The sequence below is a fragment of the Mycobacterium sp. NGS67 genome, from assembly GCF_059812185.1.
On sequence record NZ_JCALCF010000010.1, the window covers coordinates 67,253 to 92,611 of the forward strand.

The 25,359-nt window shown below is 68.5% G+C and carries 12 protein-coding genes; 6 read left to right on the top strand and 6 right to left on the bottom strand.

Annotated features, from left to right (window positions below; translation table 11 throughout):
- Positions 1-6 precede the first annotated feature (6 nt).
- Both AC5Y4D_RS11750 and cobC read right to left on the bottom strand, forming a co-directional pair.
- Positions 7-1,140: a Nif3-like dinuclear metal center hexameric protein gene (locus AC5Y4D_RS11750; RefSeq protein WP_499945690.1), complete on the bottom strand. Its 1,134-nt coding sequence runs from the start codon at positions 1,138-1,140 to the stop codon at positions 7-9.
- Positions 1,137-2,213: an Rv2231c family histidinol phosphate aminotransferase CobC gene (cobC, locus tag AC5Y4D_RS11755; protein WP_499945689.1), complete on the bottom strand. Its 1,077-nt coding sequence runs from the start codon at positions 2,211-2,213 to the stop codon at positions 1,137-1,139. The genes AC5Y4D_RS11750 and cobC overlap by 4 nt, the downstream gene beginning before the upstream one ends.
- Positions 2,214-2,328: 115 nt before the next feature.
- On the opposite strand from cobC, the gene AC5Y4D_RS11760 reads away from it, so the two are divergent.
- The 5 genes from AC5Y4D_RS11760 to AC5Y4D_RS11780 are packed head-to-tail and all read left to right on the top strand — an operon-like array spanning position 2,329 to position 7,431.
- The gene (locus tag AC5Y4D_RS11760) at positions 2,329-2,961 is read left to right on the top strand and encodes an HAD-IA family hydrolase (RefSeq protein WP_499945752.1); all 633 of its coding nucleotides are present in this window, start codon (positions 2,329-2,331) and stop codon (positions 2,959-2,961) included.
- Positions 2,954-3,448: a low molecular weight protein-tyrosine-phosphatase gene (locus AC5Y4D_RS11765; RefSeq protein ID WP_499945688.1), complete on the top strand. Its 495-nt coding sequence runs from the start codon at positions 2,954-2,956 to the stop codon at positions 3,446-3,448. The genes AC5Y4D_RS11760 and AC5Y4D_RS11765 overlap by 8 nt, the downstream gene beginning before the upstream one ends.
- A complete protein-coding gene (locus AC5Y4D_RS11770; protein ID WP_499945687.1) occupies positions 3,448-4,311 on the top strand; it encodes an SURF1 family cytochrome oxidase biogenesis protein in 864 nt (287 codons plus the stop codon). Before AC5Y4D_RS11765 ends, AC5Y4D_RS11770 begins: the two co-directional genes overlap by 1 nt.
- A gap of 25 nt (positions 4,312-4,336) precedes the next feature.
- A complete protein-coding gene (locus AC5Y4D_RS11775; RefSeq protein ID WP_500037209.1) occupies positions 4,337-5,098 on the top strand; it encodes an ABC transporter ATP-binding protein in 762 nt (253 codons plus the stop codon).
- Positions 5,095-7,431, top strand: a complete 2,337-nt coding sequence (locus AC5Y4D_RS11780) for an ABC transporter permease (RefSeq protein WP_500037210.1) — start codon at positions 5,095-5,097, stop codon at positions 7,429-7,431. The genes AC5Y4D_RS11775 and AC5Y4D_RS11780 overlap by 4 nt, the downstream gene beginning before the upstream one ends.
- 15 nt (positions 7,432-7,446) lie before the next feature.
- On the opposite strand, the gene AC5Y4D_RS11785 is transcribed toward AC5Y4D_RS11780, so the two are convergent.
- Genes AC5Y4D_RS11785 through AC5Y4D_RS11800 form a run of 4 tightly spaced genes read right to left on the bottom strand, consistent with a single transcriptional unit; the run spans position 7,447 to position 23,838 of the window.
- Positions 7,447-8,475, bottom strand: a complete 1,029-nt coding sequence (locus AC5Y4D_RS11785; protein ID WP_500037211.1) for a Gfo/Idh/MocA family oxidoreductase — start codon at positions 8,473-8,475, stop codon at positions 7,447-7,449.
- A complete protein-coding gene (locus AC5Y4D_RS11790; RefSeq protein WP_500037212.1) occupies positions 8,472-9,503 on the bottom strand; it encodes a saccharopine dehydrogenase NADP-binding domain-containing protein in 1,032 nt (343 codons plus the stop codon). The genes AC5Y4D_RS11785 and AC5Y4D_RS11790 overlap by 4 nt, the downstream gene beginning before the upstream one ends.
- Positions 9,500-14,935 (bottom strand): non-ribosomal peptide synthetase, encoded by a 5,436-nt coding sequence (locus AC5Y4D_RS11795; RefSeq protein WP_500037213.1) that lies wholly within the window; start codon positions 14,933-14,935, stop codon positions 9,500-9,502. The genes AC5Y4D_RS11790 and AC5Y4D_RS11795 overlap by 4 nt, the downstream gene beginning before the upstream one ends.
- Positions 14,932-23,838 carry an amino acid adenylation domain-containing protein gene (locus AC5Y4D_RS11800; protein WP_499945681.1) on the bottom strand — a complete coding sequence of 2,969 codons (8,907 nt, stop codon included), beginning with the start codon at positions 23,836-23,838 and terminating at the stop codon, positions 14,932-14,934. Before AC5Y4D_RS11800 ends, AC5Y4D_RS11795 begins: the two co-directional genes overlap by 4 nt.
- 300 nt (positions 23,839-24,138) lie before the next feature.
- Here AC5Y4D_RS11800 and gjpA point away from each other — a divergent pair, with 300 nt between their 5' ends.
- Complete coding sequence (gene gjpA / locus AC5Y4D_RS11805; RefSeq protein ID WP_499945680.1) at positions 24,139-25,335, top strand: outer membrane porin GjpA; 1,197 nt, start codon at positions 24,139-24,141, stop codon at positions 25,333-25,335.
- Positions 25,336-25,359: the final 24 nt, after the last annotated feature.

Here is a 25,359-nt window from a genome sequence, read left to right on the forward strand (position 1 = left end):
TCGTTCTCAGCATTCGCCCCCACTTGCACTCAGGTTCCACGGGTCGGTGCGCAGGGTGGACACCCGCACCGGCAGCGAAGCCCCGAACCGCGACCGCAACACCGCAGCCGCCTGAGCGCACCACGGGAATTCACTTGCCCAGTGCGCGACGTCGATCAGCGCCACCGGCGAATCCCGACGGTGTTCGTCGGCCGGATGGTGTCGCAGGTCGGCCGTGACGTAAGCCTGCACATCGGCCGCGGCTACCGCGCTCAACAACGAGTCCCCCGCTCCCCCGCAGACCGCCACCCGCGACACCGGCAGGTCGGGGTCGCCCGCCGCCCGCACCCCCCACGACGTCTGCGGCAGCGCCGCGCCGACGCGGGCGACGAAGTCGCGCAGCGATTCCGGTTGTGCCAGCGTGCCGATCCGGCCCAGTCCGGTGCCGGCGGGCGGCGGCGCCAGGGCGAAGATGTCGAAGGCCGGCTCCTCGTAGGGATGCGCGGCCCGCATCGCCGCCAGCACGGCGCCGCGCGACTTGCTGGGCGCGATGACTTCAACCCTGTCCTCGGGCACCCGTTCGACGGTGCCGACGCTGCCGATCGCCGGATTGGCCCCGTCGTGCGGCAGGAACTGGCCGATGCCGGTGACGCTCCAGCTGCAATGCGAGTAGTCCCCGATGTGTCCGGCGCCGGCACCGAAGACCGCGTCGCGCACCGCGTCTGAGTTCTCCTGCGGCACGTAGATGACCCATTTGTCGAGGTCACCGACCGCCGGCGAGCGCTCCAGCACAGCCTCCACGGTGAGGCCGAGCGCGTCGGCCAGCGCGTCGGAAACCCCGGGGGCGGCCGAGTCGGCGTTGGTGTGCGCGGTGAACAACGAGCGGCCCGAGCGGATCAACCGGTGGATCAGCGCACCTTTGGGCGTGTTGGCCGCGACCGTGTCAACGCCGCGCAACAGCAGCGGATGGTGAGCCAGCAGCAGGCCCGCCTCGGGCACTTCGTCGACGACGGCCGGGGTCGCGTCGATCGCAACGGTCACCGACTCCACCGGGTCGGCCGGGTCACCGCATACCAGGCCGACGGAATCCCACGACTCGGCCAGCCGCGGCGGATACGCCTCGTCGAGCACGCCGATCACGTCGGCCAACTGCACGCTCACCGAGTACCTCCGCTGTGCGCGCAGACCGGTAGTTCGGACATGGATTCGACCAGTCTGTCGACCAAGACGGGCCATTCGGCACGCACCGCCGCCCGGAGATACGTGTCGTCCAGACCGACGAAAGTGTCGCAGCGTCGCACCGCGATTCCCTTGTCGCGCAAACTATTTCGTATCGCCTTCGCGGCGGGGCTGCGGAACAGCACAAACGGTGCCGAACCGTCGACCACCGCCACACCTGCCGACTCCAACCCGGCTACCATCGCAGCGCGCAACATCATCAGTCGCGTGGCATCGGCGGCCGCCTCGGCGACGGCCTGGGGCGCGCAGCACGCCGTGATCGCCGCCAGCTGCAGGGTGCCGACCGGCCAGTGCGGGCGCGCGGCGGTCAGCCGGGCCAGCACGTCCGGCGCGCCGAGCGCGTAGCCCACTCGCAGCCCGGCCAGCGCCCACGTCTTGGTCAGGCTGCGAAACACCAGCACGTCGGGCAGTGAGTCGCCGGCCAACGAGTGCGGCTCGTCGGGAACCGAGTCCGCGAAAGCCTCGTCGACCACCAAGATCCGTCCGGGCCGGCGCAACGCCCGCAGCTGCTCGCGGGTGTGCAGCACCGACGTCGGGTTGGTGGGGTTGCCGACCACCACCAGATCGGCGTCCTCCGGCACCCGAGCGGCGTCCAGGGTGTACGGCGGCGGTAGGACGACGTGGCGCACCGGTACACCGGCCGCGCTCAGGGCGACCTCCGGCTCGGTGAACGAGGGCGCGATCAGCGCCGCCAGGCGCGGGCGCAGGTTGGCCAGTAACGCGAACCCTTCGGCCGCGCCGGACAGCGGCAGCACCTCGTCCCGGGCCCGGCGGTGCCGCGCGGCGGCGGCGTCCTGGGCGGCGTGGAGCTCCGCGGAGCCGGGATAGCGGGCCAGGTCGGCCAGTCGCGCGCTCAACCGCTGCACCAGCCACGCCGGCGGCTGCGCGTGCCGGACATTGACGGCGAAATCCAGCATGCCCGGCACGACGTCTTGATCACCGTGATAACGCGCCAGCGCAAGCCGGCTCGACGCGCTCGGATCTGGACGTGCCATCACTGAAACCTTAGTGCGCGATCGGCCAGGCCAGACATCCGGCGCAGCCCTGCGCCACCCATCTAGGACAATGAGGGGCGTGACACGCTCGATCGCGGACGAGGCGCCGCAGCTGGTGATCTTCGATTTGGACGGCACCCTGACCGATTCGGCACTGGGCATCGTGTCCAGCTTCCGCCACGCCCTCACCCACATCGGCGCCCCCATCCCGGACGGCGACCTGGCGGCCCGCATCGTCGGGCCGCCGATGGACGAGACGTTTCACGCCATGGAACTCGACGGGCGGGCCGACGAGGCGATCGCCGCGTTTCGGGCCGAGTACGGCGCGCGGGGCTGGTCGATGAACACCCTGTTCGACGGCATCGCGGCACTGCTGGCCGACCTGCAGACAGCCGGGATCCGGCTGGCGGTGGCCACCTCCAAACTGGAGCCGACGGCTCGGCGCATCCTCGCCCATTTCGGCGTGGAGCAGCACTTCGAGATCATTGCCGGCGCCACCGCGGACGGCTCCCGCAAGTCCAAGACCGAGGTCCTGGCGCACGCCATCACCCAGTTAGAGCCGCTGCCCGAGCGGGTGCTGATGGTCGGCGACCGAAGTCACGACGTCGACGGCGCCGCCGCGCACGGCATCGACACCGTGGTGGTCGGCTGGGGTTATGGACGTGCCGACTTCCCCGACCGGATCGGTGTCACCGGCGTGACGCACGTCGCGACGGTCGACGAGTTGCGCAGGGCGCTCGGTGTCTGAGCACGAACTGCACGTGACGTTCGTGTGCACCGGCAACATCTGCCGCTCCCCGATGGCGGAGAAGATGTTCGCCCACCAGATCCAGGAGCGCGGACTGGGCGACGTCGTCCGGGTGTCCAGCGCCGGCACCGGCAACTGGCACGTCGGTGAGGGAGCCGACCGGCGGGCCAAGCGCGTACTGCGCGACCACGGCTATCCCACCGCTCACCGCGCAGCCCAAGTCGACGACGAGCATCTGCAGGCCGATCTGGTGGTGGCGTTGGGCCGCAACCATGTCCGACTGCTGCGCGATCTGGGAGTGGAGGACCAGCGGCTGCGGATGCTGCGTTCGTTCGACCCGCGGTCGGGGGCTTACGCGCTCGACGTCGAGGACCCCTACTACGGCGACCACAGCGACTTCGAGGAGGCGTTCGTGGTCATCGAGTCCGCGCTGCCCGGTCTGCACGATTGGGTCGACGAGAGACTCGCGCAGAACGGATCCGGTTGATGTCCCGCAGAGTTCCCAGCCTCGGGTTCCTGCTGCGGCCGGGATGGGTGGCGCTGTGGCTGGTGTGCATCGCATTCACCTACCTGTGCTTCACCGTGCTGGCACCGTGGCAGCTGGGCAAGAACACCAGGACGTCGCGGGAGAACCAGCAGATCGCCGATTCGCTGAACACGCCGCCAGCACCGCTGAAAACACTGTTGCCGCAACAGGATTCGTCGGCCCCCGATGCGCAGTGGCGTCAGGTGACGGCCACCGGCCATTACCTGCCGGACGTACGGGTGCTGGCCCGGCTCCGCGTCGTGGACGGCGACCAGGCGTTCGAGGTGCTGGCGCCGTTCGTCGTCGACGACGGGCCGACGGTTCTGGTCAACCGTGGTTACGTGCGGCCCGAGAGCGGCTCGCACGTGCCGCCGATTCCGCGGCCACCCGATCACACGGTGACCATCACCGCGCGCCTGCGCGATTCGGAGGCGACCCTGCCGGGCAAGGAGCCGTTCACCAGAGACGGCTACCAGCAGGTGTATTCGATCAGCACCGGCCAGGTGTCGGCGTTGACTGGGGTGCCGTTGGCCGGGTCGTATCTGCAGTTGGTGGAGGGCCAGCCCGGCGGGCTCGGCGTGATCGGGGTACCGCACCTGGATGCCGGCCCGTTTCTGTCCTACGGCATCCAGTGGATCCTGTTCGGCGTCGTGGCCCCGTCCGCGCTGGCATATTTCGTCTATGCCGAGGTCCGCGCTCGGCGCCGGGAGAGACAGGTCCGTCCGGCTCAGCCCCACGACGCACCCACCGGCGGTCCCGCGCCACCGGACCAGTCGATGACCGTCGAGCAGAAGCTCGCCGATCGGTACGGACGCCGACGCTAGCGCGGCCGGATGCCATAGTGAGCAGATGAGCGCTGGGTCAGACGTCGGCGACGCACCCGCGGCGCGCAGTTCTGCCAGACCGTTCGCGTTGCGGCTGACCGATGTCGGCAAGACCTACGGCGCCGAGCCCACCCGGGTCGTCGCCCTGCACGGGGTGAACCTGGAAATCCGGGCCGGTGAATTCGTGGTGCTGCTCGGGCCGTCCGGATCGGGAAAGACGACCCTGCTCAACATCATTGGCGGAATCGACCAGCCGACGCAGGGTCAGGTCGAGGTCGGTGGCGCCGATGTCACAAGCCTGAACCGCAAGTCGCGCACCCGGTACCGCCGCGAGCAGGTCGGGTTCGTCTTCCAGTTCTTCAACCTGGTACCCACCTTGACCGCGCGGGAGAACGTCGAATTACTCGCCGAACTGACCGGGCCCGACGCCCCCTCGCGCAGTCGCGCCGCGCTGGAACGGGTGGGTGTCGGAGACGTTGCAGATCGCTTTCCCGCTCAGCTCTCCGGCGGTCAGCAACAGCGGGTGGCCATCGCCCGGGCCATCGTCAAACAACCCCCGCTGCTGTTGTGCGACGAACCCACCGGAAGCCTGGATCTGGTCACCGGACGACACGTCCTGGCCGCGCTGGGTGACCTGGCCCGTGACGGTGGGCAGACAGTCATCGTGGTGACCCACAACTCCGAGATCGCGCGCATGGCCGACCGGGTGCTGTGGTTACACGCGGGCGCGATCAGCAAGACACAGATCGTCGAAAACCCGGTGGACGCAACGGACTTGGACTGGTGAGTCGCGCACTGCGCCGCAAACTGCGCCGGGACGTGTGGCGGGAACGATGGCGATTCGCCGCTATCGCGGTCGTGATGGCAATCGGTGTGGCCGTATTCGTCGCCGCCACCGACAGTTACCGCAATCTCGATCAATCCTTCGACCGGTCCTATTCCAGTCAACGGCTGCCGGACGCGGTCTTGTCCGGATCGGGGGCCTTTCACCTGCGCGACGCCGTCGCCGCACTGCCGGGCGGCCCGCTGGTCGAGGCGCGCCATCAAGCCGACGTCGGGATCCGGGTGGACCGGCACGCGCTCTACGGCCGCGCCGTCGGGGTACCCGAGGCGAAGCAGCCGAGCGTGTCGCTGCTCGACGTGCGGGCGGGTGCACTGCCTCGCGACGGGCATGTGCTGGTCGAACAGCATCTGGCCGACCACTATCACCTCGATCCGGGCGGAACCGTCGAGCTGCTGGGAAGTCAAGGCTGGCAGCGCTTTACCGTCTCGGGCACCGGGTTGTCGACCGAATATCTGTGGCCGGCACGCTCGGCCCAGGAAGTGCTCACCACTCCGGAGGATTTCGGTGTGGTGTTTCTGCCCGACGAGGAGTTGCAGCGCGTGCTGCCGAATGCCACCGATCAGTTGGCCGTCTACGCACGTGACCGCTCGACTGCCGCAGCCCTGACCGAGTCGGTGCGCCGGCTTGCCGGAGACGCCGGGCTGCAGTTCGTCGCACGCGAGGATCAGCCGTCCTTTCACACCTTGCGCGACGACGTCATGCAGTTCGGCAGCCTCGCCGGGATTCTGCCGTGGCTGTTCCTCGCGGCTGTCGCGCTGGGCACCTATGTGCTGCTCTTCCGTATCGTCGCCGCACAGCGGGCCGTCATCGGAACCCTGATCGCCAACGGCCTGTCCGCGGGCGCCGTGCGCCGGCACTATCTTGCCTACGGGGTGGCATGTGCGGCGATCGGCGTGCCACCCGGGCTGCTCGGCGGTTACCTGTTGGCACAGTGGATTACGTCGAAGTACACGACCGCCATCGCGCTGCCGATGCGTCTCACCGCGATTCATCCAGTGACCTACCTGGTCGCTGCCGTCGCCGCGTGCGCCGTCGCGTTGCTGGCCGCGTCGGCACCGGCCCGTGCGGCCGCGCGGATGTCACCCGCCGAAGCCATGCGGGTGGCCCCACCGCTGCAGCGTGGCCCGAGGATCAGGATCGGCTCAGGCCTTTTACTGGGACGGATACCGGCGCGGTGGCGAATGATGTTGCGGGCCATCGGTCGGAACCGTCGGCGGACGGTGCTCACCGTAACGGGTGTTGCCGTCGCGGTCGTCTTGGTGATGGTGTTCGCCGGCATGCGCGACACCCTGCCCGGCATGGTCAATCGGCAGTTCGGTCAAATCGCCAAGCAGGACGGGGAAGTCGTGCTGTCCGGGCCGGCCGATGCGGTGGTAGACGGGTTGCGCACGGACCCCGAGGTGACCGCCGCGGAGCCTTACAGCGCGCACGGTGTCACGGTCACCGCCGGCGCACACCGTTATGAAACCCAGCTGATCGGGCTGGCGCCGCAGCCCCAGATGCACACGTTCCCGGCGGAATCCGGCGCCGACCGGCTGCCGCAAGACGGGGTTCTGCTGGGGGTCGGGTTGCGCGACCTGTTGTCCACCTCGCTCGGCGACCGCATCGACATCGCGGTCCCGCAGTACGGGCTGCGATTCACCGAGCGGGTAGCGGGCTTCGTCGACGAGCCGTTCTCACCCGTCGTCTACATCTCGCTGAATCGGCTACGAGCACAAGCCGATCGGCTTCCGGTCAACGGCGTGCTGGTCAAACTCCAGCCCGGTGCCGACCAGCGCTCATTCGGGGACCGGATGGCCGCGGTACCCGGAGTCGTCGCGTACCGTTCGACGACATCGCTGGCATCGACCATGCGGAAAGCCTTCAGTCTCTACGACACCCTGGTCAGCATCATGCTCGTCTTCGCGGCCGTCATGGCGGCCGCGCTGTTGTACAACGCCATGTCCGCCAACATATCCGAGCGACTCGGCGAGCTCGGAGCGTTGCATGCCCAAGGGATGGGTGCCGGCATGTTGTCCCGGCTGATCGCCGTGGAGAATTTCAGCCTCGCTTTGCTCGCGGTCCCGTTCGGCGTGGTCGGCGGCGCGCTGCTCGCCGACGGCCTGCTGTCCACCTATCACAGTCTGGGTTACCACCTACGACTCGAGATGCGCGCGACCACGCCGGTGGTGGTGGCGGGCGTCATTCTCGTGGCCGCGGCGTTGGCCCAACTGCCGGTGGCGCGACGGGTTTACGGAATCGATCTGGCGCGGATCGGGCGCGAACGCGCGCTGTGAGCGTCAACGGCACTGTCACGGGGCCGTCAACTCCGACGCCGTGATCTCTCGCGGTGGCGTCGGATCCAGTGCGGCCGCCGGTCCGATGGCGGAGGTGAAGTCCGACCACAACCGGGCCGCGCGAATGAAGCGCTGCGAGATCAGGCCGCGAGAACGCCGGATCGACTCGATGAAGTCAGTGGCCGCCAGCCGGATTGCGTCCGGCCACAACTCGTTTCGCACCCACGCGGCGGTGGGCTGGTATGCGGTGCCGACGAGTTGGGCGATCGGCACCTCGGCCGCGCCCGCGTCGGCATGCGGGCGTCGATGCCAGTGGGTGGATCCATGGGTATGGGCCAGGACCAGTTCGCCGGCATCGGATCCGGCGGTGATGGTGTGCATCAGCCGCGCGTAGTTGTCGGGGTCATCGGCGCACAGTTCGTTCTGGATCAGCACGTCCACTGTGACGTCGCCGAGGACGACGCGGCCCGCGACGAAGGCGCTGGGCGGGCCTTCCGTGCGTTGCGGCACCGCGATCCGTGCCGGAGTGAGCGGGCCGAGGAAGGCGCTCAGGATGGTGAACAGCGGATAGGCGACGTGAACCGACGATCGGGCATGCACGTAGCGGATGGGCGACAGCCCGTCGAGACGCTGTGCCGCGGCGACGAATTGGCGCATCGGCGCGATGCGGCTGTAGAAGTCGTTGACGGCGTAGGTCGTCGAGTGCGCTTTGGCGACCCGCAGCAGCGACAGCATCTCGTCGGCGTGCACCGGTTGTTCCTGCATCACGTGGATGCCTCGGGTGAGCAATTGCGCACTGATCCGGGTGCCGTCGCCGCCCACCACACCGGCGCGCACCACCACGAACGCGACGTCGACCGGCGGCAGACTGTCCAGATCCGTATACAGACGCAGTCCCAGGCCGTCCGCCACTCGTGCGGAGCCCCCAGAGCCGTTGGACACCAAGCCGATCAGCTCGACCGGTGAACTCGGCGCCGTCAAGGCTTCGGCGTAGACCGCACCGAAGGTCGCTCCGACGACGAGTGCCCGCGGCCGCTGCGTCACAGGCAACCCTCCTCAATCAGCGGCGGTGCCCCGGCCGAGGTCAATTCCGCCTGCGGCACGGTGTCCATCATGAAATTCAGTGCCTGCCAGGGCTCCTCGATACGCCAGAACGCGCGTGCACCCGCCGGCATGTCTGCGACCCGCAGGGCCGCGAAGGCCGTCAGCGCACCCGTCACGCGGTAGCTGTCCGGACAGCTGAAGGCGACGGTGGTGGGGCCTGCGGTCGCGACGATCGCGAAATACGGTCGGCGCCCGAACAGATCCAATCTGGCCGCCGACAGCACCTCCGCCGGGCCGCATGATCGTTGGTCGTCCAGGGCCAGCAACTGCATCGCACGCGTGGTGTGCACCCCGTCGAACACGTTCAGCCAACACAGATTGCCGATGTCGAGATGCGCTGCCACGGCTAGTGTTTCGGCATCCAGATGCGGGTGGACGCTGGCCGAACCCGGAAAGAACCGCGCTGGGGCGGGCTCGCACTCGCTACGGCCGATCCGGCGGACCGCCCCGCCGCAGAGTGCGGCGCCGGGGTGGCTGTCCGTGTCGTGCAGGCTGGCCAGATATTCGAGCACCGACGCCTCGGTCAGCGGTTGCAGTCCGCCGCACCAGACGGTGACCGGTTGTCGTCCGTCGAGCAACCGCAACAACAATCCGGATAACCCGGGCTGCACACCGGTCTGCAGGAGGATGGGAACCGTTGCCGTCGTGAGCCGGTCGATCAGCGCTGAGTCACCACCCGGGTCGACATAAGGCACCCCGGCTGCGACGGCGACAGCGGCCACCTGAGCGCTGAGTTGTCGTGACGGCCCGGCGCAGTTGATCACGACATCGCACCCCGCGACGACGTCCGCCACCGCCGACAGGTCAGTGAGGTCGACCACGGCCGCGTCGACATCGGATCCCGCCTCGCGCAGCCGTCCCTCGTCTCTACCGGCGAGCAGCACCGAGGTGTCGCTGTCCCGCTTGAGGACCTTCAGGCAACTGCGGCCGACCGCGCCGGTACTGCCGAACAGCAGGACCCGTTTCACGGGCCGGGCATCGACGAGTCCACCAACATCGCGGCGACGGACCGCGCGTTGTCGCCAGTCAGACAATCGAAGTGGTTACCGTCGATGTCGCTGATGGTCAACTCGCCCAGGCAGTAGTCCGTCCAGAACGCGGTCATGTCTTCCTGCAGTGTCGGCAGGAAGTGGATGTCGCCGCGCTGCCGCAGGAAATGGATGTCGCCGAGGAACGGCTCGGCCGCTCCGTGCACGACGGCCCGCAGGCTGTGCACGAAGCTCGAGCGCAGTTCGCGCAGAGACTCGACGTCCCAGGACTCACCCAGCACGCCGGATTCGGCCAGCAGCTCGAGCCTCGGGTCACCGGCTTGCGCGCTGCGCTGCAGGCATTCCGCGAGCACGGGTTCGGCGACGCTGCGCAGGGCGCCGGCTGGTATCACGTCGACGTAGCGGGCACGGGCGCGGGCGAATGCGCCGCGGACCGCATCGTCGTCGACTTGCAGACCGAGGACTTCCGGCGCCACGCCGAGGATTTGCGCAAAACAGTAATCGAGGACGTCATCGTCCTCGACGTCCATCGGGACGCGGTAGGAGCTGACCACGGTCACGGTGCCGACGTCGATGCCCGACTCCTCCAGGCACTTGGCGATCTCGGCGGCCAGCAGCCCCCCCATGCAGTAGCCGAGCAGATGAACCTTGCGGGGTGCCAACGCGACGATCGGCGCGCAGTATCGCGCGGCCAACGTGGTGAACAACTCCGCAGGTTCGATCCTGCAGTAACCGTCCCCCGGAACCCGTTGCAGCCCATACAGATCGGTGATCCCGGCCGCGCTCAGGTGTGGAATCAGATCCTGGTAGGGGGCCAGTCCCCCGCTGCCGTCGTGCACGCACACCACCAGCTCGGTACCGCGGATGAGTCCTTGGCCCGCACCGAGGTACACCAGGGGCGAGACGGGCGACGGCTGCTCCGACGGGCTCGGCGCCAACCGCGGTGCGCGCACCGCGTCGGCGGCCGCGGCGAGGGTGGAGTCGGAGACCATCGCCCGCAGCAGATCGTCCCAGGCCAACCCGGAAGCTTCGGGGACCTCGCGACGGATCCGCGCGATCGCCTGCGCCATCAGCAGTGAGTCACCGCCCAACAGGAAGAAGTCCGAGGCCGGCGTCAGAGCTTGACGTTCCAGTCCAAGCACCGATCCCCAGATCTCCGCGATGCGAGATTGCATGCCGTCCAGGTCTTCTGGTCGTCCCGCAGTCGCCAGCCCACCGGCGCGACCCGCGGATCGAAGGGTCTCGAGTTCTGCCGTCACTGCCGTCCGGTCGATCTTCCCGTTGGCCGTGAGGGGCAATGCGGGTAGGCAGATGATCTGTTGCGGCACCAGGTAACTCGGCAGCACCTGCCTTGCCCGCTCGGTCACGTCTACCGCCCGCAGCGCGTGCGCGGTGGAGGCGGTTTCGCACCAGAAGACGTGTTGACCCAGCCAGCCGAGCGGGTGTTCCGGGGGCGGGAAGGTCTGCACTTCGCCGAACGGCGACCGGTCGAGAGCGTTGCGCCACTGCGTATATGACAGAAATGCGGCGTTGGTCCCGGCTCGCGCGTCGGTGAAGCCGTGCAGGCCCTCCTTGAATTCCATCGAGATCATCAGCGGGTGGTTGGCAGCCGTGGCGTCGATGAAGACCAGCGCTCCCCCGGGTGCCAGTAGCAGGTCGAGCCGGGCGAGAGTGTCGTCGATGTTTGTCGCGTTGTGCAGCACGTTGGCAGCGACGATGACGTCGAACGAACCGAGCGGAAAGCCTTGCTCTGCGGCCGAACGGTTGACGTCGAACATCCGGTAGTCGATGAAGTCGTGCTCGGCGAACTGCTGACCGGCGCGGACGAGGAAGAAGTTCGACACGTCGGTGAAGGTGTAGCGCACGGGGTAGGGCGCGAGCGCGGTCACCAGTCCCGCGCTGGTGCCGCCGACACCGGCCCCGACTTCCAGTACCCGCAACGGTCGCTCCGGCGTTGCACGGCTCGCGCGGCTTGCGACGCCGGACACCACCAGGCTGTTGGTGTACCGGCTGAGCAGGTTGTCGCGGTAGGCGGCCGTCGCGGTGTCAACCGTCCCCTCGCGGAACAGCAACCCGAGCGGATCGACGGTGCCCGCGAGCAACCCGGGAAGGTTCTCGACGCATTCGCCCACATATGCCAGCAGGTCGTCGCCGTAGTCCACCGCCGCACCCAACTCGCGTGCCCGCTGCCAGGCCACAGCACAGTCCGAAAGTTCTTGGAAATCTTCGAGTTCCAGGATGCATCCCGGGTGTCGCGTCACGCGTCTCTCGTCGGCGAGCGCGTCCAGCCAGCGATGGAACAGCCGCTGCAGCCGGTCGGGCACCGAGAGCCGGCGCGCCAGTTCGTCGACGGTGACCCGTTCGCGCGGGCTCATTGCGGTGGCCAGCACCGCGCACATGCTGTCCAGTGCGGCCGCTCGGGCCGACGCAGCGAACCGCAGGATCGCCCCGGTGTCCAGGTCGGCGACCTGGTGGTGGTGCGCCTTTTCCATGTCGCGCCGGATCGCCGCTGCGCGGCAACGGCGTTCGGACAACTCGTCGTCGGTTGCGGCGTCGGGGACCACTGCGGCCGCGAGGATCCGATCCTGCGGTGCCTGACCGAGCGCCGCGCTCATCGCGGTCCGCACTCCCGGCAGGTTGCACAGCGCCGAGTCCACCTCCGCCAGTTCGATGCGGTGGCCGCGAATCTTGACTTGATTGTCGCGTCGGCCGAGCAGTTCGATCACGCCGTCGTCGATGAGCCTGCCGTAGTCGCCGGTCCGGTACAGTCGCTCGCCGCTGACCGGGTGTGTGACGAACGCTGCCGCGGTGCGGGCCGGATCGCCGAGGTAGCCCTGCGCGAGACCCGTTCCGCCAATGTGTATCTCACCGACCTGCCAGAGTGCGGCCGGCTCGCCGCGGTGGGTCAGCACATGCACACTCTGGTTGCGCAGGGCGGTACCGTACGGGACGCTGCGCGCGTACCGTCGTGCCTGCATCGGGTGGCAGATCGACCAGATCGCCGCCTCGGTCGCCCCGCCGAGGCTGAGCATCGCCGCCCGCGGCGCCAACGCGGCGATCTGTTTGGGCTGGGACACCGGGATCCAGTCCCCCGACAGCATGACGTGGCGCAGCGACGGCAACGTCGTCCGCCGGTCGACGTGGTCCACTAGCAGTTGCATCTGCGCGGGAACCGAATTCCACACGGTGACACCGTGTGCCGAGATCGCGTCGAGCCAGGCTTGCGGATCGTTACCGCCGGCCGCGAACACCAGGGTGCCCCCGGCGCCCAGTATCCCGAAGATGTTGTAGACGGACAGGTCGAAGGTGTGCTGCGACACCGCGAGCACCGCATCGGTCGCGCAGATGCCCAGCCGATCGTTGACGTCGGCCACGGTGTTGAGTGCGGCGCGGTGACTCACCATGACGCCCTTGGGGATTCCGGTCGATCCCGACGTGAAGATGACGTAGGCAGTGTCGTCCGGTTGCGCCCGATCCGGTGGGGGCGCCGTCCGGGCCAGCCAGGTTGCCGGGTCGGCCAGCAACCGCTCGATCGGTCCGCCGGGTTCGCACACCACAGCGGGTGAACACTGTTCGCTGAGCTGCGCGATCCGGTGCTCCGGCCACGTCACGTCCAGCGGGACGTAGGCGGCGCCGGCCAGCATGGTGCCCAGGATCGCCGCCACCTGAGTTCGCCCTTCCGGCAAGCGGATTGCGACATGATCACCGGAGTCCACACCGGCCGCCGACAATTCGGCGGCGACCGACGAAGCGGCGGATAGCAATTGTGCGTAGGTGGTGGACTGATCCCCGTGCCTGATCGCCACCGCCTGCGGAGTCCGGGCCGCGTGCTGCAGAAACCCCGAGTGCAGCAGGGCGTTCGGCGCAGCCCGCACTGAGGTGGGCGCCGGCGCGGTTGCGGGCAGCACCGGCCGGTCCCAGGCCGGCGGGTCGGTGCTCAGGGTTTCCAGCACGGTGCGAAGGTCGGCGAACGCGCGGTCGAGCACCTCGGGGGCGATCCCGTCGTCGCGGGTGTCCCAGTTGATCTCGCAGGCACCGTCGAGCGCGAAAACCTGGCAATCCAACAGCACTTGGGGGGTCTGGCTCAGTCCCCGGCCCGGTATGGGACGCAGGAACGACGATTCGGCGCTCACGCCGGCACCCAGCGTGGAGGTGAGCACGACGGGCGAGAGTTCGCCGCGGGTTTCGTCACCGTGCGCCAGCATGCGCGCGACGTCCACCCCGCTGACACCGGCATGATCCATATCGTCGAACAACCGGCCGCCGATCACGCGCAGCAATTCGGCGAACGTGCGCTGCCCGCCGACGTCGACTTCCAGCATGCTGGTGCCGGTGAAATCCCCGACCAGTCGGCCGACCTCGGGGGTGAAGAGCTGACGAGTCATGGTCGTCAGGGTCAGCGAGAAGTGGTCGCGGTCACCGTAGCGGCCCAGCACCGAGCTGAACGCGGCGGCGATCGCGACGCTGGCGGTGCCGCCGTGTGCGGTCGCGTGCCGGGTGAAGGCAGCGAATTCGTCTGCCGGCAACCGCATCGACCGTCGCGAAAAGCTCGGCGCTACTTCGGCCTCGGGCGCGGACGGCAACAGCGGCAACGTAATCGGCGGCGGCAGCTGGTCGAGCCGGGCCCGCCAGTAGTCCAGGTCTCGTTGCCGCCGGTGCGATCCGGCGGCCGACTCACGGTAACGGATCACATTGAGCAGGTAGTCGCGGAAGCTGAAACCTGCTGCGGGGGGAGTGTATTCCGGGTCCAGCAGACAGTGCCCGAAGTCGGTCATCAAGAGGAAGATGCTGACGAAGTCGGCGATCAACAGGTCCACCGACACGTGCAGCACGGTGTCTTCCGGGCCGATCGTGACCACGACGTCATACATCGGGCCCATACCCAGCGGGTAGGTGCGCTGCGCGAGTTCGTCGGCGACACGGGCGCGTTCGCCGGCGATGTGCCGACTGTCGGTGCTCTCACGGATGGCGATGCCGTCGGCCAGGTCCGGCTGGATGACCTGGTAGCCGTCGGGGTGCACGACGCAGCGCAACATGTCGTGGGCCTCGACGACCTTGCGCCACGCGGTCCGATAGGACTCGGCGCTCGGTGTCGCGACACTGCGGTCCACGGTGAACTCCGCATAGCCGTGACAGCCGACACCACCCCACCGGAACGCCGACGTGCGGCCGACCGCATAGGCCGCCTGCACGTCGGTCAGCGGGAACGGCTCGAACCTGTCCTGCGGCGCCCGAACCACTTCCGTCTCGCTCGTCAGCGCCGCGATGACGTCGGCTTTGGCCGCGGACAGTTGCGCCTTCAGATCCGCGCCGAGGACCCCCTGGGGCGCCCGGAAACGCAGGTTCTCGCCGTCGACCCAGAGCTGTACGCCGACGCGGCGCACCCGGTCGATCAGCTCGGCAACGCTCACAGCACGCCCTCTTCGAAGTCCGCCTCGGCTGCGCTCGCCGCCAGAGCCGTCCTGAGACTGCGGGCGAAGTCCCCGATCACCGGATGCTCGAACAGCAGCCGTAGCGTCGCCGTGCCGGACACCTCCCGGCTCAACTGCTCGACCACTCGCGTGGCGGCAACCGAGTCACCGCCGAGCTGAAAGAAGTTGTCGCGCGAATCGACCCGCGGCCTGCCCAGCGCCGCAGCGCAAATCGTCAACACGCGTTCGTCGAACTCGTCGCCCGGGTCGTTCGGCGCCGACACGCCGTAGGCGCCGGCGGCCACCATGGCGCTGACCATCGCCTCGAGGTTGCGCCGCGCCACCTCCGCGGGGATCGCCTGCGTGACGAAGTCCCACGACAGTGCCAGCGATCCGGCCTTCTCCCACATCTGGAAGTCGAGCACCGTCTGCGGTGTCTGAGAGAGGCCGAATGTCATTGCGCCGAAATCGAATCCCGATGCGGCGACCGTATCGAGCAGGCCCAGTCCACTGGTGAACACGACCGGGAAGACCGCGTCCGACGGCCGGCCGTGGTGGCGCAGCAGTTCGCGCTGCAGCCATATCCCGTCCGCAACCCGGTGCGACAGATCGGTGATCAGTTGCCGCTGCAGCCGACGGGCTTGCTCCCAGATCGACAGGGTCGCATCGACATTGCATTCCACCAGCAGTAGCGAGGTGAAGTCACCGATGACGTCCTCGATCCCGGGAACACCCGGGTCGCGGTCGAACAAGGTGACGTTGACGCAGAAGTGGGTGGTGGCCGTCCACTGCGCGAGCACTCGGGCGTAATTGGCCAGCAGGAACGAGGCCGGGGTGACCTGTTCACTCCGGCAAGCCGCACCGATGCGCTGCCAGTCCGGCGCGGCCACAACGGCTTCCACTCGTTCGAACACCGGTGTGCCGACGTCGAAGAGCACCGACATGGGCGCCAAGGGGGGCGCGGGCGGCAGCGTCGGCAACCGCGCCCGCCAGTAGTCACGGCTTGCGGCCAGCTGCGGCAACGCGGTTTCGTCCGCGTCGGGCGACAACTCGGGATGGGTGCGCAGGTAGTCGGCGAAAGTCGTCTTCAACGCCGGCAATTGGTCGCTGGTGCCGCCGCGGTAGAGATAATCCAGCTGCGCAAGCGCGATCATCATGCTGGTCCCGTCGAGCATGACGTTGTCCATGCTGATACCCACGATGCTGCGCCCGCCGTTGCCCACCTGCACGCCGAAGTCGATCCCGGGTCGCGTCATTATGTCGATCACCTGGTCACGCATTCGTGCCCGCACGTCGTCGTAGTCGTGCACGACGGGTTCGATCGGCGCCGCGTGCACGATCGCCGTCGTCGCGGTTGCCACCGTGGTGCGCAGTCCGGGGTGGTGCGCGACGAGTCGACGTGCGGCGACGTCGAATCTCGGCCGGTCGAACCCGGTTGTCTCGAACTCGAAGTAACAGTGCGCCGCTACCCCGCTGAGCATGAACCCGCCCTGCCGTCCGGCCAGATATGCCCGCTGCACGGCGGTCAGCGGAAACTCGGCACCCTGGTCGGCCTGGGGCCGGGGTGTCTGCCGCACCGGTTGCGGCGCTGCGGGTACGCCGGCGTGCGCGGCGAGTTCACCGAGTACCGGGTAGTTGAACAGGTCGACGAGGGCCAGCCTTGTGAACCCGGCGGCGCGTAGCTCGGCATAGACCCGGGTCGCCACCAGGCTGTCGCCGCCGAGCAGGAAGAAGTCGTCGGTGGCGGCGGGCACCGCGGCAATGTGCAAGTGCCGCTGCCAGACCCCGGCTATCTGGGCCAGCACGGCTTCGTCAGCGCCAGTGACGGTCTTCGTGACGGCCCTTGGCTGTACCCGGTGGGCAAGGTCCGCGGCTTGCGGTCGAGGCAGCCGCGGCTGCTGGTCGGCGACGAGCGTCAGCCCCGGGCCGTCCTGCACCATTTGCGTTGGCCGCCAACGGCTTTGGGCGATGAACCGCCACCACTGGTCCGGGGCGTGCAACGAGCCCCGCGTGAGCAGCGTCGGGTTGAGCACGGCGGCGCCGGCCAGCGTCGCGGGGGTGACTTCGCAGACCTCGGCCACCCACAGCCAGCCGCCCTCGGTCACCGTGAGCGCATCGAGGATCGTCGCGGGTTCGGGCAGTTGGTGCAACGAGCCGCAGCAGAGCACGACGTCCACGGCGGGCGCGCTGCTCGGTGACGTGACGGGCACGGTCTGCAGTTCTCGGCCGGCAGCGATCTCGGCCAGCACCGGATTCGGTTCGTAGCAGAAGTATTCGTCGGCGACCGCACCGACCGACGCTGTGATTCGTCGGGTGATCAGCCCGGTCCGAGAGCCGATTTCCAGGAGGCGTAGCCGGCGGCCGAGTCGGCGGGCATGCCCGAAGATGCGTTCGGTCAGCTCGTCGAGGGCCCGTTGCAGCCGCTCGTCGGCCAGCAGCATCACCTCGGGGGCGAGTTGCGGGTCGCCGATCAGCGTCTGCGGTGACGCCGCTCCGGTGACGATATCGGCCAGTCGCCGCGACGCCCGCCGCACGTCGTGCGCCGGGTTCGGCGCGTATTCCCGCCAGCGTCGCACCAACTGCGCATACTCCGGGCGGATCCGCTCGGAGTCACACAGACCCGCTGCTTCGGCAATCACCGCAGCGGCCCAGCAGGATTCGGCGACGGCCTCTTCGACCTGACCGGCATGCCGGCGCACCGCGCGCTCGAAATGTGCAAACGCCGCCGCCAGCGGTTGATCGGCCACCATACCGGCCGCGATGTCCCAGCTGATCCGGGCACCACCCTGGTCGTCCTCGACCTGACAGTCCAACCAGATCCCGGGTGTCTGGGTCAACGAGCGGACACTCACCAGCTCTGCCCGCCCAGCCGGGATGAGGCCCAGCGTGCTGGTGAACACGACCGGATAACCGGTCGAATCGGCCGAGCGCAGCGCGGCCAGCTGGCCGGTGGCATCCGTGCTGTTGCCGACCGCACGCCACAGCTGTTGCTGCGCGGCGCTTACCGCTTCCGGCGAGCCCGGCTGAACGACGCGATAATCGGTGTCGCACAGCGCCAATCGGGTGAAGTTGCCGAGCACCTCGCGATCGGTCGGCGCATAGTCGGGTCGGTGTGAGACCGGGACGACAACGGCGAACTGCTCGCCCGCGCCGATCGAATGCAGCGCGTCGGTGAACGCTTCGAAGATCAGCGCGGTGGGGGTCACGCCCTGTTGCGCTGCCTGATCACGCAGCTCGGCGAACTCCCGCGGGCGCAGGTTGAAGCTGCGACGTTCGAAACGGGTCGCCGTGGCGGCGTCACGGCCGGTAAGCGGCAGCACCGGCGGCGCACTGAATTCCTCGGCCACAGGCATGGTTTCGGTGACGAAGCGCGCGAAGACGTCGACGGACGGATCGACCGGTCGCGGCCGCTGATCCTGTTGATAGTCGGCGACGATCGTCGCGATCACGGTGGCCAGGCTGCGGGCGTCCAGGCTCAGGTAGTTGACCAGCAGACCGACATGGCGCGACGAGCCGGACAGCGCGTAAGACCGGATCGCCGGGACCGCCCGGGGATCGGACGACTCGTCCGCCATGTGGCGCAGCAACGCGTCCGGGTCGGACCCGGCGACCGTGACCAGGGCCGCCGGTCCGACGTCGGCGTGTACGCGTTGGCTGGTGTCGGACTCCAATGCGCAGCGCAGCACCGCGAATTCGTCGATGCAGCGGCTGACGGCGGCGGCGAAGCGATCCAGCTCGACGCGGTCGGTCTCCAGAACGACGGCGAAAGAGGTTGGTGCGCGGGTACTCCCCCGCAGCCCGGCGCTGCCCAGCACATACGCCTGCTGCAGTCGGGTCAGCGGGAATTCGCTTCGGCTCGCCGCCACGTGGTCTCGGATCGGCCGTTGACCGAGAACACAGATCGAGCTGAACTCACCGAGGGTCTGCCGGCCGAGCAGCTGGGCCACGTCTGCGCCGAGCACCCCTCGTCGGCGCAGCTGCGCGGCGACTTGGGTGGCGCGCAGGCTGTCGCCGCCGCGGGCGAAGAAGTTGTCATCACGCCGGGTGATCGGGGTGCCGAGCACCTCGGACCACACGTCGGCCACCTGCTGTTCGACCGCGCTCAACCCGCTGCCCGTCGGGTCGGTCGACACCGCTGCGAAGGTCTCGACTTCCAGTGCGGCGCAACGACGGTCGACCTTGCCGTTGTCGCTGAGGGGAAGTGCGGCCCGGCAGACGAAGGACTTGGGGATCATGTACTGCGGCAGCTGGGACGCGAGGTACCGGCGCAGCGCCGCCACTTCCGCATCGGTGAATTCGGCGCTGCAGACCAGCACGGCGCCCAGCGCGGTGTTGGTGTGAATCGGCACCACCGCGGCCGCCTCGATCTGCGGGTATCCGCGCAGCACGTGCTCGATCTCGCCGCATTCCACGCGGTGGCCGTTGATCTTGACCTGTGCGTCGATGCGGCCCAGGAATTGCAATGTGCCGTCGTGCCAATAGCAGCCGAGATCACCGGTGCGGTACCAGCGCTGTCCCGCCTCGTCGGCCACGAACCGCTCGGCGGTCATTTCGGGCGCATGGTGATAGCCGCGCGCGAGACCCGCCCCGCCGATCCACAATTCTCCTGCGACGTAGTCGGGTCTGTCGCCACCCGATTCGTCGACCACCCGGAATCTCTGATTGGACAACGGATATCCGTAAGGTACGGAAACCCAGTCGGGGTCGACGTCGGACACGACGAATTCGTTCGACCAGATCGAGGCCTCGGTCGCACCGCCCATCGCGACCAGGCGGGTATCCGGCGCCGCCCGGCGCAACCGGTCCGGCATGTCCAGCGGGATCCAGTCGCCGGACAACAACACCGTCCGCAAACCGGGCATCGCCGCGGCGCGGTCCCCCGCCGCGATCAGCAGCATGTCGAGTAGGGCGGGCACGGAATTCCACACGGTGACGCCGAATTCCGTCAGCATCGCGTTCCAGCGGAACGCGTCGCGGCGGGACTTCTCCGAGATGACCACGACGGCGCCGCCACAGCTGAGCGGGCCGAAGATGTCGTAGACACTGAGGTCGAAGTCCAGCGCCGACACCGCAAGCAGTGTGTCGGTGTCCCCGATCCTGTTGCGGCGGTTGACGTCGACGACGGTGTTCAGCGCCGACGCATGCGAGATCAGCACGCCTTTGGGTGCACCGGTGGAGCCCGATGTGTAGATGACGTAGGCCGTGTCGTCCGGGTGCACGGTAACCGGCTGCACCGGAGCGGAGCGGAGCATCGACTCGATGTCCTCGGACCGAATCAGCCCCGACATACCCGACAGCGAACGGATCCGGGAGAACCTTTCGGCGGGCTGCTCCACACCGACCGGTAGGTAGCTGCAGCCGGCCATCAACACTCCGAGCACGGCGACCACCTGGGCGGGGCCCTTGGGTAATTGAATGCCGATGACGTCCCCGGGCGCGTGCCGGACGGCCAGCGCCCCGGCGACCCGTCGCGCCTGTTCGTCGAGCGCACCGTAGGACATACAGGTGGACGAGCGGGCGATCGGATCGTCGTCTGTGTCGAATTCTTCTGCGGCCCAGCGCAATGCGACCCGGTCCGGATCCCGCTCGGCCTGTTGCCGGAAGGCGTCGTGGAGCAGGCCCGGTGGCCGCGGCGCGGCGGTGGCGTTGCGTCGTCGGCGGACCAGTCGGGACCGTTGCGGCAGATCGATGGTGACCCGCGCGGACCAGTCGCGGGTGCCGAGACTTCGGAGCAGGCCGACGTAAGCGTCGAACATGTCGTCGACGACATGGGGTGGGAAGCAGCCCGCGCGGTAGTCCCACGACACGATCAGGTCCCCGCCCAGCGCGCCGATCTGGTTGTCGATGATCACCTGTGGAGTCATCGAGGTCACTTCGCCCACGGATCCCAATGTCGCCATGTCGCTTTGGCGCAGCACGGTGGTGTCGGCGGCATAGGTGAACACGACGGGTGCCAGGCCGCTGTGGCCGGTTCCCGCCCGCAGTTGAGCCTCCAGCAGTGCGGTGGATTCGGCTGCGCGCAGTGCCGCGCGCAGGCCGTGCTGGGCGCCTCGCGCGGCGGCGGCGAATGCGGTCGGCCGATCCGGTCCCGTGCGATAGAGGTGGGTCTTGGTGAAATCGCCGACCACATCGGGGATGTCGGCGGGGCGGCCGAATGTCGTCACGTTGATCAGGAAGTCGTCGGTGGCGCTCCAGTGTCCCAGCACTGTTGCATAGGCGGCCAGGAACGCCGCGGCACGGGTCACGTCGTGCCGCACGCAGGCCCGGTCGAGGGCCGCGATCTCGTCGGCGGGCACCAGGTGTTGCCGGCGGCGGAAGGAGATTGCGCGTTCGTCGGCCCGGGGCAGCTGCGGCCCCTCCGGGAGCGGCTCGACGGCACCCGACAACGCCGGCGCCGATGTTGGCACACCGAAACCGAAAGGGACGAGCGGTAATTCGTCGCCGCGGTACAGGGCCGCCAGATCGCGCAACAGAATACCGATGCTGGTCAGGTCGGCGATGATGAGATCGACGGCGAAGTGCAGGATGCACCCGTCAGGCAGGCGGGTCAGTTCCACCCGCCAGGTGTCTCCGCGCTCGACGTCGAACTTGTGGCTGCGCAATCGGTCTCGGATCTCGGCCAGCTGCGTGGCATCGGTGAGTTCGTGTACCCGCAGTGGTGGGTGGATGATGTCGGGCGCGATGCGGCATCGGGAGGCATCGGGAAAGCTGCTGCGCAGCATCGGATGCCGGCGTGCCAGTGCGCTCAGTGCGGTGTCGAGCCGGCCCGGGTCGATGGTCGCGCCGCTGAGTTCGAAGTAGGTCTGGCAGCCGACCCCGCCGAGGGGCTGCTGCGCGCCGCGGCCGATCCAGTAGGCGCGTTGCAGCGCCGTGGTAGCGAGGGTGTCGGATGCGGCAGATCGCGGCGGGGGCAAGGTGGGGGCGGTGTCGTAGATCCGTTGCCAGCTGCCCAACTTCGGTTCGGCGTACAGGGCGGCGAAGTCCAGCTGCCGGGACCGGGTCGCCGCCCATTCGACAACCTGAGCGGTCATCATCGAGGTCAGCCCCAGCCCGATCAGATCGACATCGGCGCCAAGGGTCTGCACACCAAGCAATCCCGCCACAAACCCGGCCAATTCGGACACCGGACGTTCGGCTTCCGACGACACCGAAAGCTCTTGCACGATCTCGAATTCGCCGGCGTCAAGCATGTCCAGCGTCTTGCGGCGCCTGATCTTCCCCGACGTCGTCCTGGGCAAGACGCGGGAGTGCACCCAGATGATGCGCTCCGGCGCGGTCTGGTGCACCGCGAGAATCCTGCGTCGCAGCACCCGGCTGAAATCTGCGAGATCTGCTGCGGGAACGTCGGGTTCCGCCACCAGCCACCAGTGCTCGGAGCCTTCGGGCTGTACGGCGCAGGCGCCGCCGCTCGCGATGCCGCAACGCGCCTGTTCGGCGGTCGACTCGAGGTCGTTCGGGAAGTAGTTACCGCCACCGACGATGATCAGATCCCGGTAGCGTCCGCAGATGTACAGTTCGTCGCCGCTGCGGAATCCCGCGTCACCGGTGCGCAGGTATGGCCCGCGGCCGTCGGTGGTTGTGGCGCCGAACGTTTCCGCGGTTTGTCGCGGCCGGCGCCAGTAGCCGTCCGGCAGTCCGGTGCCACTCACCCAGACTTCGCCGACTGCGCCGTCGGGCAGGACGGCGCGGCGGTCGGGGTCGACGATGCGCACCTCCCAGCCCAATGTGCTGTTGCCGCAACTGATCAGGGTGTGGGTGCGCTGGTCCGGCGCGGGCGCGGTGACCTCGACCGCCCGGCCCCGGTTCAGTTGCTCGGCATCGAAATCGGCTTGTACCCATGGACGGCGGTGGTGTGTCCCGGATACGGCCAGACCGGCCTCGGCGAGTCCGTACTGGGGCGACAGCACGTCATCGCGCAGGCCCGCCGGGCGAAACTTGGCGGCGAAGTCACGCAACGTGGCGGCACGGACGGGCTCCGCACCGCTGATCGCCAACCGCAGGCAGGACAAGTCGAGGGACTCGATCGTCGTTTCGTCGAACGCGTCCAGGCACAGCCGGTATCCGAAATCCGGTGCGGCGATCCAGTTTCCGCGTACCTCGTGGACGGTCTGCAACCAGATGCGGGGGTTGCGCACGAATTCCACCGGCGGGATCAGCGTCGCGGTCCCACCGGTGGCCAGCGCCAACAGCGTGCCCCAGAAGATGCCGAGATCGTGGTACAGCGGTAGCCAGCTGACCGTGTGGATGTCCTCGGGGTGGTTCCACAGCAGCCGCGCGATGTCGAGCTGATGCAGCATCGACTCGTGGGTGTTGACGATCCCCTTCGGCTCTCCGGTGGACCCGGACGAGTACTGCAGGAACGCGACCCGTCCGGGTCCGTCGGGCGCGCGCCTCTTGGCGTCGACGGCGGAGTCCGGAGTCCGCAGCGCCAGCCCGTCCAGCAGCGGATCGCCGGTCAGCACATCGACGAGTTCGGCGCTGGTGTAGACGGCCGAGGGCGCGCAGTCACGCAGAATGTGCCGGGCGCGCTGCAGAAACCGTTCGGGCGCGTCGACCGTCGGCAGATACAGCGGCACCGGTACCAGCCCGGCGTCCATTGCGGCCAGAAACCCGGCCACGTAGTCGGCGTCACCGGCTTGGGCCATCACCACCCGTGACCCGGCCGGAAGATCGGCGAATGCACCGTCGCGGATCCGCCGGACACGGTCCCACAGCCGCCGGTATGTCCAGACGTCGCGTCCGGTCGCGTCGACCATCCGAAGCGCGACCGCATCGGGCCGTCGCGCCGCAATGTCGGCCATCACCTCGTTCGCGCGTCGGGCCACCCCGGGGGCGCTGGACATCGGTCCGGAGGGGTCGACCGCGGTTGCCGACTGCGGGGGTCCCGTCGCCGCGAACGCCACTGTTGCACTCCTCTGGTCAGCCTCGAAGACAGACGAGCCGGCCGATTTCGGACACGTTCAGCCCTACCACACGACACCCCGCGACGCGCCTCGCGAGAGTTGACAAGCGGTAACCCTGGGTGCAAATTACTACATGCAAATCATGCGCAGGACGGGTTTCTGGGTGGCGCTGGCGACAAGTTCGAAGTTGGGCCCCACCCGGGGTGCGCTACTTCGTTGTCAGACTCGGCTCGAGCACCCCGAACACGCAGACTCGCAGTCCCGCTCTTGCCGTCCTGAGTACCCGAGGAGATCTGCCTCATGTCGTTTGTGACCGCAACAACGGAGTTGCTGCACGGCGCAACTCAGCACCTGGCAGGTCTCGGGTCGGCCCTGTCCGATGCCGCCGCGAGCGTGTCGGGTCCGACCACCGGGATCGCCGCGGCCGCCGAGGACGAGATTTCGGTGGCGATCTCTTCCTTGTTCGGCAGCTTCGGCCGGGAGTTCCAGGCCGTCAGCGTTACGGCGCAAGCCTTCCACAGCGAGTTCGTCAGGTTGCTCGGCGCGAGCGCCGGCAGCTACGCCGCGGCCGAGGCCGCCAACGCCGCGGCCGTCGCCGGCATCGACCCGCTCGCGCCGTGGCGACAGACGTTCACCACCACTGCTCGAAATGCCTTGACACTGGTCGACGCATCCCGGGAGAGCCTGAGCACCTTCGCCGGCGGTGCCGCGACTGGGTTGCGGCAGCTGACGACCAACCCCGCGGCGTTCTTCGGCAACCTGACGACCGCGGCCCAATCGGTCTTCTTGGTCGGCTCACCCCAGGACGTCGCGGAGGCGGTCATCCGCCACACCCTCGGCGGCGTCACGACCGCTACCAACGGGACCGTCATACCCCCGGAAATCGTCCCGGTCGACGATGCGCACGTCCAGGTGTACACCGGGCTGCTCGGCGACGGCTACATCCCGTCGGGTCCGGACGGTCTGTTGCTCTCGACCGTGCTCAATTTCGCCTCGTCCCCGTTCAGCGGTGTGCTGCTCGGTGCGGTCAGCCCGTTCGTCAGCCCGGGTGTGGCGTTGTGGAACAGCGCGGGCAGCATCTTCGCCGACCTCACCAACGGCAACGCGACCGCCGCCCTCGGCCACTTGATCGACACACCCGCCGGCGTCGTCAACGCCTTCTTCAACGGCGCCACCCTCAACCTCGACCCGCTGGCGCCGATCTTCAACCCGTTCGTCGAAAGCGGCTCCGCCGGTGCCGAAAAGCTCAGCGGCCTCAGCGTCGCCTTCGGCGGATTGTTCAGCCCCGGTCAGGTGGTCGACGGTCCCGGCGGACCGCTGTATCACGGGACCGGCGGCTCAGCGTTCAACGCTCTGGGACTGGATTTGGACTTCTTCCCGCCCGACGACTTCGCCGGCGGCAGAATCGAGATCCCCGCCATCGGCATCGGTCCGATCGGTGCCGCCGCGGGGTTCCTCGACCTCCTCGGACACGCCCTGGGCGGTAGCCTCCGGTAGGCGCGACGAAACGTTCACGGAAGG

What these genes read in the sequence shown, in the direction of transcription:
- gjpA (WP_499945680.1), top strand. Translation starts at nt 24,139, where the DNA reads ATGTCGTTTGTGACCGCAACAACGGAGTTGCTGCACGGCGCAACTCAG.
- AC5Y4D_RS11770 (WP_499945687.1), top strand. Translation starts at nt 3,448, where the DNA reads ATGTCCCGCAGAGTTCCCAGCCTCGGGTTCCTGCTGCGGCCGGGATGG.
- cobC (WP_499945689.1), bottom strand. Translation starts at nt 2,213, where the DNA reads ATGGCACGTCCAGATCCGAGCGCGTCGAGCCGGCTTGCGCTGGCGCGT.
- AC5Y4D_RS11775 (WP_500037209.1), top strand. Translation starts at nt 4,337, where the DNA reads ATGAGCGCTGGGTCAGACGTCGGCGACGCACCCGCGGCGCGCAGTTCT.